This window comes from Methanofollis liminatans DSM 4140, from assembly GCF_000275865.1.
GTDB lineage: Archaea > Halobacteriota > Methanomicrobia > Methanomicrobiales > Methanofollaceae > Methanofollis > Methanofollis liminatans.
Map to the genome: position 1 here is coordinate 584,300 of NZ_CM001555.1, position 14,621 is coordinate 598,920.

At 62.5% G+C, this 14,621-nt stretch carries 15 protein-coding genes and 1 tRNA gene; 7 read left to right on the forward strand and 9 right to left on the reverse strand.

The window, feature by feature from the left end; all coding sequences use genetic code 11:
- Nucleotides 1-28: 28 nt before the first annotated feature.
- The 6 genes from METLI_RS02840 to serA all read right to left on the reverse strand — a co-directional run bounded on the left by METLI_RS02840 (nt 29) and on the right by serA (nt 5,831).
- Nucleotides 29-529 carry a hypothetical protein gene (locus METLI_RS02840; protein WP_004037842.1) on the reverse strand — a complete coding sequence of 167 codons (501 nt, stop codon included), beginning with the start codon at nt 527-529 and terminating at the stop codon, nt 29-31.
- Nucleotides 530-633: 104 nt separating this feature from the next.
- On the reverse strand, nt 634-1,389 hold the full coding sequence (locus METLI_RS02845; protein WP_004037843.1) for an energy-coupling factor transporter transmembrane component T family protein: 756 nt from the start codon (nt 1,387-1,389) through the stop codon (nt 634-636).
- Nucleotides 1,338-2,753, reverse strand: a complete 1,416-nt coding sequence (locus tag METLI_RS13045; protein ID WP_004037844.1) for an ABC transporter ATP-binding protein — start codon at nt 2,751-2,753, stop codon at nt 1,338-1,340. The genes METLI_RS02845 and METLI_RS13045 overlap by 52 nt, the downstream gene beginning before the upstream one ends.
- Nucleotides 2,750-3,274 carry a hypothetical protein gene (locus METLI_RS13505; protein WP_004037845.1) on the reverse strand — a complete coding sequence of 175 codons (525 nt, stop codon included), beginning with the start codon at nt 3,272-3,274 and terminating at the stop codon, nt 2,750-2,752. The genes METLI_RS13045 and METLI_RS13505 overlap by 4 nt, the downstream gene beginning before the upstream one ends.
- Before the next feature lie 766 nt (nt 3,275-4,040).
- Nucleotides 4,041-4,114 (reverse strand) — tRNA-Val (locus METLI_RS02860).
- A 121-nt stretch (nt 4,115-4,235) separates the two neighbouring features.
- Complete coding sequence (gene serA / locus METLI_RS02865; RefSeq protein ID WP_004037846.1) at nt 4,236-5,831, reverse strand: phosphoglycerate dehydrogenase; 1,596 nt, start codon at nt 5,829-5,831, stop codon at nt 4,236-4,238.
- Nucleotides 5,832-6,056: 225 nt separating this feature from the next.
- Between serA and ppsA the strand changes: the two genes are divergently transcribed.
- The 7 genes from ppsA to METLI_RS02900 are packed head-to-tail and all read left to right on the forward strand — an operon-like array spanning nt 6,057 to nt 13,197.
- Entirely contained in the window at nt 6,057-8,348 is a 2,292-nt protein-coding gene (ppsA, locus tag METLI_RS02870; protein WP_004037847.1) for a phosphoenolpyruvate synthase, read from the forward strand.
- Nucleotides 8,341-9,438, forward strand: a complete 1,098-nt coding sequence (gene mfnA, locus METLI_RS02875; protein WP_004037849.1) for a tyrosine decarboxylase MfnA — start codon at nt 8,341-8,343, stop codon at nt 9,436-9,438. The genes ppsA and mfnA overlap by 8 nt, the downstream gene beginning before the upstream one ends.
- On the forward strand, nt 9,431-9,982 hold the full coding sequence (gene hpt, locus METLI_RS02880; RefSeq protein WP_004037850.1) for a hypoxanthine/guanine phosphoribosyltransferase: 552 nt from the start codon (nt 9,431-9,433) through the stop codon (nt 9,980-9,982). Before mfnA ends, hpt begins: the two co-directional genes overlap by 8 nt.
- Nucleotides 9,951-10,913 (forward strand): diphthamide biosynthesis enzyme Dph2, encoded by a 963-nt coding sequence (gene dph2, locus METLI_RS02885; protein WP_004037851.1) that lies wholly within the window; start codon nt 9,951-9,953, stop codon nt 10,911-10,913. Before hpt ends, dph2 begins: the two co-directional genes overlap by 32 nt.
- 39 nt (nt 10,914-10,952) lie before the next feature.
- Entirely contained in the window at nt 10,953-11,360 is a 408-nt protein-coding gene (locus METLI_RS02890; RefSeq protein WP_004037852.1) for a hypothetical protein, read from the forward strand.
- Between the two features lie 47 nt (nt 11,361-11,407).
- Nucleotides 11,408-12,025, forward strand: coding sequence for an METTL5 family protein (locus METLI_RS02895; RefSeq protein ID WP_004037853.1), 618 nt, complete (start codon nt 11,408-11,410; stop codon nt 12,023-12,025).
- Nucleotides 12,019-13,197 carry an MFS transporter gene (locus METLI_RS02900; protein WP_004037854.1) on the forward strand — a complete coding sequence of 393 codons (1,179 nt, stop codon included), beginning with the start codon at nt 12,019-12,021 and terminating at the stop codon, nt 13,195-13,197. Before METLI_RS02895 ends, METLI_RS02900 begins: the two co-directional genes overlap by 7 nt.
- Nucleotides 13,198-13,326: 129 nt before the next feature.
- Here the strand turns inward: METLI_RS02900 and METLI_RS02905 are convergent, their stop codons facing one another.
- Genes METLI_RS02905 through purS form a run of 3 tightly spaced genes read right to left on the reverse strand, consistent with a single transcriptional unit; the run spans nt 13,327 to nt 14,617 of the window.
- Complete coding sequence (locus METLI_RS02905) at nt 13,327-13,632, reverse strand: ferredoxin-thioredoxin reductase catalytic domain-containing protein (protein WP_004037855.1); 306 nt, start codon at nt 13,630-13,632, stop codon at nt 13,327-13,329.
- A gap of 32 nt (nt 13,633-13,664) precedes the next feature.
- The gene (gene purQ, locus METLI_RS02910) at nt 13,665-14,375 is read right to left on the reverse strand and encodes a phosphoribosylformylglycinamidine synthase I (protein ID WP_004037856.1); all 711 of its coding nucleotides are present in this window, start codon (nt 14,373-14,375) and stop codon (nt 13,665-13,667) included.
- Nucleotides 14,372-14,617 carry a phosphoribosylformylglycinamidine synthase subunit PurS gene (gene purS, locus METLI_RS02915; protein ID WP_004037860.1) on the reverse strand — a complete coding sequence of 82 codons (246 nt, stop codon included), beginning with the start codon at nt 14,615-14,617 and terminating at the stop codon, nt 14,372-14,374. Before purS ends, purQ begins: the two co-directional genes overlap by 4 nt.
- Nucleotides 14,618-14,621: the final 4 nt, after the last annotated feature.

The following is a 14,621-nucleotide window of genomic DNA, read 5'->3' on the forward strand; positions in this document are numbered from 1 at the left end:
TCTCCCCTCCGGGCGGGAAAAATATGTGTTATGGTGCACGGGCATAGGTGAGAACGACGCCCTGACCGTTCATGGTCAGGGTGCCTGCCTCCTCGTCGAGGTAGAGGACATAATCCCCTTCAGCCGGGACGGTAAGGCGGTAGGCGCGCAAGTGCCCGACCCTGACCTCCGGGTCGTACGCCCAGGCGACCACTCTGGCAGACTCCGCCTCGTCGATGATCGTCGTCATCTCGCCGGTTCCCCCGGCGGTCAGCAGGAGACGCCCGGCGGACGAGCCCTGTACTATCCAGATGCCCTCGACCGGGTCGGCAGATGCCGGTTCTGGTGCCGGGGTCAGAATAACGGTCTGTTCTGGCGATGGCTCCGGGATCGGCGTTGTCTTTACCGTCGGTATGAAAGCCGGCGTCTCCGCGGTCGGAGCGTGCATCGTTTCCACACCGCCGCCGACCCCTCCTGCGGCGATCATGAAGACGAGTATGAAGACAAAGGCTGTTACTGTAATGATCCTGAGCGCCGTCTCACCGTTCATGGTTTGATATCATTTGATTGAAAATATAAATATTCCGCTTCTCTATTTGTCGATTTATGCTTGAATTTTGTCAAAAAATGATTTTATCTCCGGTGTTGTCCGTATCACCCGATCAGGGTGAGGGCGCAGAAGCACACGGCGAGGCCAGAGATGCCGGCGACGAGCAGGAGGTCGGGCCGGCCGAAGGTGCGGGTGCCTGATGCGGAGAGCCGCGTGCGCAGCCCCCGCAGATCGATGGTCAGGCCGATCACCTCGGCTTTTCCGAGCGCATTTGCGATGAGCGGGACGAGCACCGGGACCAGGCCGCGCACCTTCCCGCCGATGCCCCCGCCCGGGGAGAAGCCCCGCGCCGCCTGGGCCTCCTGGATCTTCTTTCCCTCGATCTGGAGGTGCGGGATGAACCGCAGGGCGATCAGGGCCATCAGTGCATAGTCGGCCGGGAATTTCAGCGTCCTGAGGGCGCCCACGAGTGCGGTCGGCATGGTCGTCGCCACCAGCACCTGGAATGCGAAGATCATGGCGCAGAACCGCAGGGCAAGGGCAAGGCCGAACGAGACGGCGCCTGCGGTGACGACGACCGGCCCGTCCAGGATCACGTCCCCGATCTGGAGGGTGAGGACGGTGATCAGGATGAGGAAACCCCCCAGGAAGGCGAGAAGGGGGACCTGCCGCAGCAGATCCCGCCCGACGCTGCCGGCGATGCCGAGGACGAGTATGGCCGCGGTCATGGCCGCGAGGAAGACCGGGTCTGCAGAGAGTACTGCGAGCACGACGACCGCCGTTACACCTGCGATCTTGGTGATCGGGTTCATCCGGTGGAGGATGCCGTTGCCGTTCCTGTACTGGAAGATCTCCTGCATGTCGCCTCACCTCCTGCCGCTCTGTCCGTCATGATTGCTCCTCCTTCCATCGTGATGATCCGGTCGGCGTAGCGCCGCGCGAGGGCATGGTCGTGGGTGACCATGATCACGGTCACCCCCGTCTTCTGCAGGCGCCGCAGGTGGTCCATGACGATCCCGGCCTCGTCCGGCGAGAGCCCGGTGGTCGGTTCGTCCAGCACGATCACCTCCGGACCCATGGCGAGCACGCAGGCGACGGCAAGGCGCTGCCGTTCCCCCCGCGAGAGGTGGCGGGGGTAGGTGTCTTTCCGGTCGAGGAGATCGACGGCCATGAGGGCCGACCTGACCGAGCCTTCCGGGTCTGACACGCCGGCGTTGCGCGCCCCGAAGGCGACCTCGCGCTCTGCCGTCTCCTCGAAGAGCATGGTGTCCGGGTTCTGGAAGACGAGCCCCACCTTTCGGGCGAGGGCGTGGACCGGGTGGCGCCGGGTGTCCATGCCGCAGACCTCGACCGAACCGCCGTCAGGTTTCAACAGCCCGTTGAGGTGGCGGATCAGGGTGGTCTTGCCCGAACCGTTCTCGCCGGTGACGGCGACGAACTCGCCCGCCCTGATGGTGAGGTCGATCCCCCTGAGGGCGAAGCCCGCGCCGTAGCGGTGGACGAGCCCCGAGATCCTGACGACCGGATCGCCGGTGGCCGGGGCGATGGCCGCCCTCGCTTCCTCCGGCGCCCGGGAGGCCGGTGCGGCGATGCGCCCGGCCTCGAGCCTGATTACCCGATCGGCGATCTCGCAGAAGGCGTCGGGCGTGTTCTCGACCAGGAGGATCGCCCGGCCCTCGCCTTTCAGGTCTGCAAGGATCGCCGCGATGCGCCCGGCGCTGGCCGGGTCGAGTTCGGCTGCGGGTTCGTCGAGGATCAGGGTCGGGCGGCCCCCTGCGACCGCCGCCGCAAGGACGGTCCGCTGCTTTTCGCCGCCCGAGAGGGTGTGGGGCGCCTGTTCGCTGTGTCGGCTGAGGCAGAAGCGCTCCAGGATCTCCTTGATGTCGGCCCCCTCTGCGCAGGCCGACCTGATCTCCTCCCCCACCGTGGAGAAGATGAGCTGGGCGTCGGCGTCGTCGAAGACCATGCCGATCGCCCTGGCAACCTCCTCCATGCCGCGGTAGTCTCCTGCAGCCCTGCCGGCGATCCTGATCGAGCCCTCGATCCGGCCGCCGTACTCGTGGGTGAGGATGCCGGCCACCGCCCGGCAGAGGGTGGTCTTGCCGGCACCGGTCGGTCCGGTGACGAGCACCAGTTCGCCCGGTCTGACGGTGAGGTCGATCCCCTTCAGGGCAGGGGCCGGCGCTCCCGGATAGGTGAAGGTGAGGTCTCTGACCTCGATCATTCCTGCCCCCGGGTGAGCGCCCGCGAGGCCGGGATGTAGAGGGCCTGGGCGATGACGGCGTTCACGACGGCGGTGCCGATGACGATCGGGATGGTGACTGCGGCGAATGCTCCGATGGAGGCATACTTCGTCAGGATCACCGGTGCGACGCCGAGGATGGCGATGATCACGAACATCGATCCCGAGGCGGCGGTGGCGATGAAGGTGGCGAGACCTGGTGCAATGGCGATCCGCCCTCTGAGCGCGAGGAAGGCGCCGAGGCAGACGAGTGCGCCTACCGGTTCGCTGATCAGGTTTGCGGGCGGGAAGACCGAATGGCTGATCAGGGCGCAGATGATCCCGGCGACGATGCCGATGCCGAGGGCCTCGCCCAGGGCCGGGACGATAAGGATGATCGCAAGGCAGTAGAAGGCGATCACCAGGTTCGAGACGATCGGACCCGGGATCACCAGGGAGAGGTAGCGCACGATGGCGCCTGATGCGAGCAGGATTCCTGCAATGGCAATGTGCTGTGACTTCATGATATCATTCTTGTATGGGGGGTATTCATCGGGCGGTGCGGACAGGGATGGGCGGCGGTCACCAGCGCCAGTGAGCGGGGGTGGATGTGGTGATGCCCTGCCAGCGGCGCCGAGGGTCGGATTTATTTTGCTGCATATTCTGCATGATTGTATATTGTTATACATCGATGTATATTAAATGTGCGGGTTCCTTGCGTGCACCTCATCTGTCGAAAAAAGAGCGAACGCTCTATGGGGCGTGCCGGGTACGGCTGGATGAAATCGGCGTTTGGATATCGCGCACGCGGCCCCGGCGACCGGGGGCGCGCAAAAAAAGATCAGAGGGATCCGGTTCGGGGACCGGGAAGGGCAGGTGCCTTTTTCTTTGTGGATGTTCCGGACTCACCGCTTTCTGCGTCTTTTATCCATGAAGTCGTCGAAATCGATTTCATCATCGAAATCGTTATAAGATGACTGCTTTCGTCCGCTGCCCGATTCCCAGTCTTTCATCTGGTTTTTGATATTTTTTGTCCCAGATCTGGACATATTTTGAGGTTATGTGTACGGATTTATAAATTTGATCGTTGGGTGGTATGGATGGGATATCTGGATCCGGGGGTGGTGTGGATAGGGATTGTGGTGGTCATCTGGTCCGGGTGGGGTGGCGATGGTTTCGGGGGGTGAGGTCGGCATCGATCGAAGATTCGCGGCCGCGATGAATTATAATAACACTTGTTCTGGGTGTGATGTTTCCGATTGGTTCCGTTTTGGAACAGAAAAAGAAGTATGGGCCCGCTGAGATTCGAACTCAGGACCTCCGCCATGTCAAGGCGACGTCATAGCCAGCTAGACCACGAGCCCTTGCTGTCTGATACTCAGACTCTCTATATGTTGAACGTTGTTTGATATAAATGTTGTTGGTGGCGGTGTTTTCTGAATAAAAAGGGTACGTGGGTGCAATCCCCACGCGCACGCGATCAGATCAGAGTTTTGCGAACTTTGCGGAGAAGATCCCGACCTTCGTCCTGATCTCTTCCATGACCGCCTGGGGAACCTCGGCGTCCACGTTCAGGACCATGATCGCCTCCTCGCCGCGTTTGACCCGGCCGACCTGCATGCCGGCGATGTTGATCTGGGCCTCGCCCAGGATCGTGGACGCCCTGCCGATCACGCCGGGCTTGTCGAGGTGACGGGAGATGATCACGCACCCCTCCGGGACCATGTCCATCGTGTAGCCGCCGATGGAGGTGATCCTGATCCGGTCCTTCGAGAAGACGGTGCCGGACACGGTCTCTTCCATCGTGTCGGTCTTCACCCTGAGGGTGATCAGGTTCTTAAAGCCCTGCGCCGCCTCGGTGACGGTCTCGGCCACCCTGATCCCCCGCTCCCTGGTGACGTACTCCGCGTTCACGAAGTTCACCGGCTCGCGCAGGATCGGGTCGAGCAGCCCTTTCAGGGCGCTGCGGGTGATGTAGCGGGTGAAGCGGTTCTTCGAGAGATCTCCGCCATAGATGACTTCGACCGCCTCCATCCTGCCCTCGACGAGCTGGACAAGCAGCCTGCCCATCTTCTCGCCGAGGACGGCGTAGGGCTCCATCAGTTCCTGCTGGTCTGGCGGAACCATCGGGACGTTCACCGCATATTTCGCGGGCTCTCCGGCAAAGACGGCAAGGCACTGCTTTGCGACCGAGACAGCGACGTTCTTCTGCGCCTCCACCGTGCTCGCCCCGAGATGCGGGGTCACGATCACGTTATCGAGCGTCAGCAGCGGCGATTCGAAGGGCGGTTCGTTCTCGAAGACGTCGAGGGCAGCGCCCGCGATCTTCCCGGAGACCAGGCCGTCGTACATCGCCTTCTCGTCGATGATCCCGCCGCGAGCGCAGTTGATCAGCCTGACGCCGTCCTTCATCGTGGCGATCCGCGCTGCGTTGATCAGGTGCTTTGTCTCAGGCGTCAGCGGGGTGTGCACCGTGATGAAATCGGCGACCTTCACCAGCTCGTCCGCATCCATCAACTCGACCCCCATCTGGGCGGCGTTCTCCTTGGTGATGAAGGGGTCGTAGCCCACCACCTTCATGTCCATGGCGATCACCCGCTTTGCAATCTCCCGGCCGATCCGCCCGAGGCCCATGATACCCAGGGTCTTCTCGTTCAGTTCGACCCCCATGAACTTCGAGCGCTTCCACTCCTTCTTCTTCAGGGACGCCGTCGCCTGCGGGATGTTCCTGGCCATCGAAAGCATCATGGCGATCGTGTGCTCGGTCGCCGCCATCGTGTTTCCTGAGGGAGCGTTCGCCACCGGGATGCCGCGGCGGGTTGCGGCCTCGGTATCGATATTGTCGACGCCGGCCCCTGCGCGCCCGATAAACTTCAGGTTCGCTCCTGCCTCGATCACCGCCGCAGTGACCTCCGTCCCGCTCCTGACCAGGATTGCGTCATAATCCTTGATGACATCGATCAACTGCTCTTCGGTGAGATCCGTGCGGACATCGACGTCGCACGTCTCCCTGAGGATCTCTATGCCTTCTTCAGCCAGCGGATCGCTGACAAGGACTTTGAATTTCAATCTAAACCCCATAGTGTATGGAACCCTGCAGGTATTCATGTTTTTTTATGTTCGGCCTGCTCTGTTCGAAAGGGCAGCGAATGGTTGGATCAATTATAAAATACTTTCGGTATCGCCTGCCCTGAACCGGTCCGTTCGCCTATTCTTTTACCACCTGCATCCCCCCGGCGGCGGGGGAGAAACCATAAAAGGGGAATCTATAATATTCGTCAGGCGTATCATATAGGTGGTGCGATAATGACCGAAATGCCCAACATTTTGTGGCTCGAAGCGATTTCAAAGGATGATATCCCTCTTGTCGGGGGAAAAGGTGCCTCCCTCGGTGAAATGGCGTCTGTCGGGCTGCCTGTGCCGAAAGCATTTGTGGTGACCGCCCAGGCCTTCAGAAAGTTTCTTGTCCAGACCGGACTCGAAGACTCCCTCTTTGACCTGCTCACCGACGTCGACGTCGAAAACAGCGAGGAACTCGAAGACGTCTCCAGGAATGTCAAAAACCTGGTCCTCGACGCGAAGATGCCCGACGATATTAAGGAGGAGATCATCCAGGCATACGGGACGATGGGGCCGGACAACATGGTCGTCGCCGTCCGTTCCAGTGCCACGGCAGAAGACCTTCCTGATGCGAGTTTCGCCGGACAGCAGGAGACTTATCTGAACATCAGAGGCGATGCGGCGGTCGTTGAGGCGGTGCAGATGTGCTGGGCCTCTCTATACGGCGCCCGCGCCATCTATTACCGGGCAAAACAGGGATTCGACGACCGGACCGTCAATATCGCGGTCGTTGTCCAGCAGTTGATCCGCTCTGAAAAGTCCGGCGTCATGTTCTCGTCGCACCCCGTGACCGGCGAGCCCCTCACGATCATCGAGGGCTCCTGGGGGCTTGGTGAGGCGGTGGTATCTGGCAGCGTCTCCCCGGACAAATACGTCTACGACCGCCGCTTGAAGAAGGTCTTCGACCGGATGATCTCGAAGAAGGAATATATGATCGTCCCGGTCGGCGACCACGGCACTGAACTTGTGGAGATCCCGAACGACCGCCAGGAAGAACCGATCCTCTCGGACGCCGAGGTCGAGGCGCTCGCCGCCTTCGCCGAGATCTCTGAGGAGCACTACAATGTTCCGCAGGATATTGAGTGGGCGATCGTCGGCAGCACGATCTACATCCTCCAGTCCAGGCCGATCACCACCATCGGTATGAGCACAAAGGCGAAAGGAACCGGAGGCCAGAGCACGGGTGCGGTCCTTCTCGAAGGCAACGGTGCATCGCCGGGCGTCGCAAGCGGTCCGGTGATCATCGTTCACGACATCAAAGACCTAGGGAAGGTGAAGGAGGGCGACATCCTGGTGACAAAGATGACCAACCCCGACATGGTCCCGGCCATGCGGAAGGTTGCGGGCATCGTCACCGACGAGGGCGGCATGACCTGCCACGCGGCGATCGTCTCCCGCGAGCTCGGCACCCCTGCGGTTGTCGGCACGAAGAAGGCGACAAAGACCTTAAAAGACGGGGATATCATCACCCTTGACGGCGAGAAAGGCATCGTCTACGAGGGCGCCGCATCAGTGGCCGCGGCTCCTGCCGCTGTCATGGCGGCCGCCGTACCGGGCGCAGCCATTGCGGCAGCGCCGATCATCACGGCGACGAGCATCAAGGTGAATGTCTCCCTTGCAGAGGCTGCGGCCAGGGCCGCCGCCACCGGGGCGGACGGTGTCGGTCTCCTGCGGATCGAACACATGATCCTGGGCATGAACAAGACGCCGGGCTGGTATATCTCCCAGAACAAAGAAGAGGAGTTTATCACCGAGCTCTACAACGGCATCAAGGTCGTCCTCGACGCTTTCCCGGGCAAACCGGTCTGGGTCAGGACGCTCGACGCCCCGACCGACGAGTTCCGCAACATGCTCGGCGGCGAGTCGGAACCCATCGAGCACAACCCGATGCTCGGCTGGCGCGGCATCCGCCGCGACCTCCAGAGCCCGGACCAGTTCAGGATGCAGATCGAGGTCTTCAAGCGTCTCTGGGACAGAGGATATGATAACCTCGGGCTGATGTTCCCGCTGGTCGGCCACCCCGACGAGTTCCTGAAGGCAAAGGCACTCATCGCCGGGTGGGGCGTGGACGTGGACGCCGTCGAACTCGGCATCATGGTCGAGATCCCCTCTTCGGCGATCCTGATCGAAGACTTCTGCAAGGCAGGCATCTCCTTTGCCTCCTTCGGGACAAACGACCTGATTCAGTACACCCTTGCGATCGACCGGAACAACGAACTCGTCTCCTCGATGTACAGGCCGAAACACCCGGCCGTACTCAAACTGATCAGGGACGCCATCGCCGTCTGCCGCCAGTATGGGGTCGAGTGCTCCATCTGCGGCCAGGCGGGTTCGGACCCGAAGATGGTGGAATGGCTCATTGAAAACGGTATCACGAGTGTTTCGGCAAACATCGACGCCATCCCGAAGATCAGGGAGACGGCGGCGCGGACCGAAAAGAGGATGATCCTCGACGCTGTGAGACTTAAAAATGCGTGAATCCGGTATCTCTGAAGAGGAACTTTTTTCCTTCCTCTCCCTTAAAAAAGGGGAGGACTCCCGCTACCATCATGTGCTCAGCTCGATGTGCACGCTCCCTCACCCCGTTGCGGTGCGGGCGCACCAGATGTTCATCGAAGCGAATCTCGGCGATCCCGGGCTTTTCAGGGGTGCCGCTTCGGTTGAGAACCTGCTGGTGGAGCGGGTCGGTTCCCTCCTTCACCACCCGGGAGCCGGCGGCTACGCCACCTCGGGCGGGACCGAATCGAATCTGCAGGCCCTCAGGATCTTCCGAAAGATGAAGGGCTCGCGCCGCCCCAACGTCGTCGTTCCCGAGTCTGCGCACTTCTCCTTCGAGAAGGCCTGCGACATCCTCTGTATCGAGATGCGGACGGTGCCCTGCGATCAGACCTTCCGGATGGACCCCGACGCCCTGCAGGAGCGTCTCGACGCCGATACCTGTTGCATCGTCGGGATCGCCGGGACGACCGAGTACGGCGTCGTCGATCCCATCGAGACGATCGCCGGAATCGCCCATGATCACGGGATCCCGCTCCACGTGGACGCCGCCTTCGGCGGTTTTGTCATACCGTTCCTGAAACGGCCGATCCCCTTCGACTTCTCCCTGCCCGGTGTTGCGAGCGTCGCCGTGGACCCGCACAAGATGGGGATGAGCACCATACCCTGCGGGTGCCTGCTGGTGCGCGAGCCCTCGTGGTTCAACCTCCTCAACGTGGACACGCCCTACCTGACCGTGAAGCAGGAGTGCACCCTTGCGGGCACGCGCTCGGGCGGCGCGGTCGTCGGCGCCTTTGCGGTGCTCGAGTTTCTCGGCAGGGAAGGGATGCGCGCCGTCGTCGAGGGGTGCATGAAGAACACCGCGCGGCTCATCGATGGGATGGAGACCTTCGGCTACCGGCGTGCGGTCACGCCCGACCTGAACGTGGCGACCTTCGAAGGGGGTGCAGTCCCTCCTGGATGGCAGGTCTCCTGGACCAGACGGGGGCATATGCGCATGGTCATGATGCCCCATGTCCACCGTAGCGTCATCGAAGAATATCTCAAAGAAACAGGTGAAATACATGCTTAACAGGCTGATCGCATCGCTGGAGTCCTGCCCGATGGTCAGGCGGGGAGAATATAACTATTTCATTCACCCGATCACCGACGGCGTTCCTCTCCTTGAGCCCTCCCTCCTGCGCGAGGTGGCGTGCGCCATGGTCTGCGTGATGGACCTCCAGGGCGTCGACAAGATCGTGACCGCCGAGGCGATGGGGATCCATATCGGCACCGCCCTCTCGATGATCACCGACATCCCGCTCAACATCATGCGGAAACGGCAGTACTCCCTCCCCGGCGAGGTCGCCGTGGACCAGTCGACCGGCTACTCGAACGGGCACCTCTACCTGAACGGGATCGAGAAGGGCGACCGGGTCGTGGTGATCGACGACGTGATCTCCACCGGCGGCACGCTGAAGGCGGTCATTGCCGCCCTTGAGCGGGCAGGCGCCGAGGTCGTCGATATCTGCGTCGTGATCAGGCGCGGTGACCCTGATGTCGGGCGCCCGGTCAGGACGCTGGTCGGTATCGAGGTCGATGAAAATGGGGTCCATGTCGTCGATACCTTCAGGTGAACTTGCGGAGCGAATCAGGCAGGCCGGTGCCCGGAAGATCGTCCTCCAGGTCCCGGACGGGCTGAAACGGCAGGCTGTCCCCCTTGTCCGGGCGCTCAGAGCCGAAGGCATCGAGGTGTCGGCGGTCTCCGGAGACCCCTGTTACGGCTCCTGCGACCTCGCCCTCGACGCCGTCGCCCTCACCGGCGCTGACCTCCTCGTCCATATCGGCCACGCCCCGGTCGACGAGCGGGAGGGGGTGCTCTTCGAGCACCTTCCCTTTGACTTCGACCCGGCGGTGGTGGCGGCGGCAATCCCGCTGCTGACCGGACCGACCGTCGGCCTGGTCACCACGGTCCAGCACGCCCACCTCCTCGAAGGGGTCGCCGCCGTCCTTGGGGCGCACGGGATCGCCACCGAAGTGGCGCACGAGGGCGGGCGCACCCCTCTCGCCGGGCAGGTGCTCGGGTGCACCTATGCAAATGCCCGGGCCCTCGCCGCTCCCGAGATACTCTACGTCGGCACCGGCGTCTTCCACCCGCTCGGCGTCCAGATGGCCACGGGCCGGCGGGTCGTCGCCCTCGATCCCTATACCGGCGAAGTGCAGGAGGTCTCTGCCGACCGTCTTCTCCGCCGGCGCTTCGCCCTGATCGAGCGCGCACGCGGGGCCGAATCGTTCGGGATTCTTCTCTCCACCAAGAGCGGGCAGGCGCGCCCTGCCCTTGCAGAGCGTCTTTTAGCCCTCTCGGAACGGGCGGTGGTGATCACGATGCGGGAGGTGACCGCCGCCGAGATGACCAACTTCGGCTGCGGGGCCTATGTGAACACCGCCTGCCCCCGCCTCGCCTACGACGACCAGGTCCGCTTCCCTGCGCCCCTCCTCACCCCGCAGGAGTTCGAGATCCTCTGCGGCGTGCGGGCGTGGGAGGACTACACTATCGACGAGATCTAAAAGGGGAAGGTATTTCGATCCCGGGGCTGAGGTCCTTTTATGGACAAAAAACTCAGGTACGCCCTCATATTTCTCGTTGCCGTCGCCGGGTTCTCCATTTTCTTTTTCTTCCCGGCAATCGAGGGGTCTTCGGGATATATCGGTGCGATACCCGGCGCTTCTGTGTCCGGGGGCCCATGGGTCATCGTCCACCTCTCTGCAGAGGACTTTGCCGCACATCCTGCCCTCTTCGACCTTGTCGTGGAGGAAAAGAAGGTGCGCCGCCCCACTTCTCTCTTCTTCCTCCCGCCTCCAGGAGACGACTGGAGTGCAATCGTCCTCAATGGGGAAGAGGAACAGGCACTGTGGTGGACGTACATGTTTGTGCGGCAGGCGAACGGCACCACTATTCCGGTGGTCCTCGAATATAACGGAGTGAACTACAGGCTGACGTGTTCTCAGGGCTGATCTCTCCGGCACGTTCATCCCTTTCTTTTTCCAAGTATTCTGCAGACATGCGCCTGCGGCACCTTGAGATGACCCTCCAGAAACTTTCCGGCTTCCCCTCCCCAAAACCGGCCCTTGAACAGTATGCAACGCCGGCCGAGGTCGCCGCCCGCCTGCTCTTTCATGCGGCGGGTGAAGGGGCGATCGAGGGGCAGCGGGTGCTCGACCTCGGGTGCGGCACCGGCATCCTCGCCTGTGGTGCGAGGCTTCTGGACGCCGCCATGGTCGCCGGGATCGACTGCGACCGCGGGGCCCTCAGGGTGGCGCGGGAGAACGCGCGCTCCCTCGATATCGAGGTGGCCCTGATCCGCGGCGAGGTCGGCCCGGCTTTTCCCGTGCGGACCGACTCGTTCGACACGGTCGTCATGAACCCCCCCTTCGGCGCGCAGCAGCGTCATGCCGACCGTCCTTTCATCGATTGCGCCATCGCTGCCGCCCCGGTGGTCTACGGCATCTTTAATGCCGGTTCGCGCCCCTTTGTCGAGCGCTACATCGAGGGCCGGGCCGGAATCACCGCCGCCATCGGCGGCACCTTCACCATACCAAGAACATTCGCCTTCCATCGCCGGGAGAGAATGGACATACCTGTTGAGATCCTGAAGATCGAGCGGGAGAGCCCATGCTGAAAGAACTCAGGTCAGTCCTCGGCCTTTCCCTTGGCCACTTCGTCATCGACATCTATTCGCCGGTCATCCCCGCCGTCCTGCCCGTTCTCATCGCAACGCACGGCTACTCGTATTTTCTTGCCGGTCTTCTCGTCGCCGCATTCAATATCACCTCCTCCCTCCTCCAGCCCACGGTCGGCTGGCTATCAGACCGGAAGGATGTCACCGTCCCCTTCGCTGTCCCCTTCGTGCTCACCTCCGTCTGCATCGGGGTATTCGGATTCATCGGCGACTACCCGGTCCTCCTCCTCTGCTCGGCCTGCGCCGCTTTCGGGGCCGCAATCTTCCACCCCGGCGCCCTCTCTGCCGTGAACAGGCTGACAAAGGCCGAGAACCGCGGCAGACTCACGTCGATCTTCGTCATCGGCGGCAACTTCGGTTTTGCCGTCGGCCCGGTATTCGCCGCCGTTGCCGTCGGGGCGTTCGGCCTGCCCGGTCTGATCTTCCTCGTCATCCCGGGCCTCCTGACCGCCGCCTTCTCCAGGCTGATCTTCCCGGCCCCTGACGGCATGGAGAGAAAGGCCGTTGTGTCGGCTGAAGTGCGCGGTCCCATCCCGATCCGCCCGATCGCCATGGTGATCGGGGTCGGGGCCCTGCGGTCGTGGGCGATCTTCGCCTCCATCGCCTTCCTTCCCGCCTACTTCCACGACCATCTCGGGGTCGACATTCTCATGGCAAACACTCTCGTCTCCCTGACCCTCCTCGCCGGCGTGGTCGGGCAGTACGTCGGCGGCGCCCTTTCCGACATCTTCGGCCGCAAGGAAGTGACCGTCCTCGGCCTTGCCGCCTCGCTCCCGCCATTCGCGCTCTTCCTGCTCACCTCAGGGCCGGTCTCCTATGCCGCCCTTCTCGTTTTCGGTTTCTTCCTCTGGTCCACCTTCTCGGTCACGGTGGCAATGGCGCATGAGGTGATGCCGGGCAACGTCGGTTTCGCCTCGGGACTCATGCTCGGCCTTGCCGTCGGGGCCGGTGGCATCGGGGTCGCGGTAAGCGGCGTTCTCGCTGACGCCTTCTCCCTTGAAGCCGCTCTCTCCACCCTTGCCCTTCCGTTGATTGCGGCGGTGGCGCTGGCGGCGGCGGTGCCCTATCCCTGGAAACGGTTCGGACGCCTGATAGCCGGGGAAACCCGGTGAAAAAAAAGTGGGTTCTTCGCTCTTGTGTGTCGGGTCGCGATGGCAATGGGGCCCACCCTGGGGATGGGATCGGGTGGGAAACAACCCGGTGAAAGGGGGAAGAACAGAAAAATGTGAGCGCTTCAGGCGCTACTTTTCCTGAGTTTTCTCTCTGAAATAGAGGTGGCAGTGGCACTGCCCGTCCTTTTCCACCTCGTCGCGGTGGTAGATGCAGGGGCATACAATCTTTCTGTCCTCTTCGGGGTCGCCGCTCCTGATGCGGCAGGGGCAGTACTGCTCGCCGAAACGGACGGTGTTCCGTGCAAGCCCCCGGATGACGGTCTTGAGTTGTTTATCGTCGGGGTTGAGGGTCCATCCGTTCTGTCGGGCGTACTCCTCCGCCCACTTCAGGATCTCCTCTTCGAGTTCCTCCTGCGTGATCTCTGCCATGTGCATCACTTGTCCCCTTCTGACTTGACCTTTCCCCTTTACGCCCCGGGGTCCGCCTCTTCGATGCTCCTGATCATGCCGAGGAAGATCCGTTTCCCGTCGGCCGAACCGAGCACCTCTTCTGAGGCGCGCTCTGGGTGGGGCATCAGACAGAGGACGTTCTTTGCCGGGCCGCCGAGCACGCCGGTGATGTTCTCGGCGGCGCCGTTCGGGTTGGTCGCCGGGGTGACATTCCCGTCGGCGTCGCAGAAGCGGAAGGCGACCCGCCCCTCTGCATTCAGGCGGGCGAGTTCCTCGGGAGATGCGACGTACCTGCCCTCCTTGTGCGCGATCGGGATCCTGATCACCTCACCCTCCCGGTACAGGCGGGTGAACGGGGACGCCGTCGTCTCGACCCGCAGGCAGACCGGCCGGCAGATGAACTTCGGGGTGGCGTTCGTCGTGAAGGTGCCGGGCACAAGCCCGCTCTCGGCCCCGATCTGGGCGCCGTTGCAGATGCCCAGCACAAGCCCGCCGGCTGCGGCGTGCCGCCTTATGCCCTCCATCACCGGCGTCCGGGCAGCGATCGCTCCCGCCCTGAGATAGTCGCCGTAGGAAAAGCCGCCGGGTATCACAATGGCGTCGTACTCCTTTGTGATCCCGTCCTTATACCAGACGAGATCGCAGTCGACGCCGCAGACGTCGGAGACGGCATGCACCACATCGCGGTCGCAGTTGCTCCCTCCAAACTGGACCACCGCAAACCTCATGCGCCGACCTCGACCTCGTACCGGTGGATCACCGGGTTTGCAAGCAGCCGTTCGCACATCTGCTCTGCCACGGCCTGCGCCGCCTCTTTGTTCTCCGCATCGAGGGTGATGTAAAACACCCTCGCGGTGCTCAGGGACCCGGTCGAAAAACCGAGGTTTGCAAGGGCGTGCTGGATTGCCCGCGCTTCAGGGTCGAGCATGCCTTCTTTCAGTGCAATGGTGATCTTTGCCGTGTACTTCATCTTT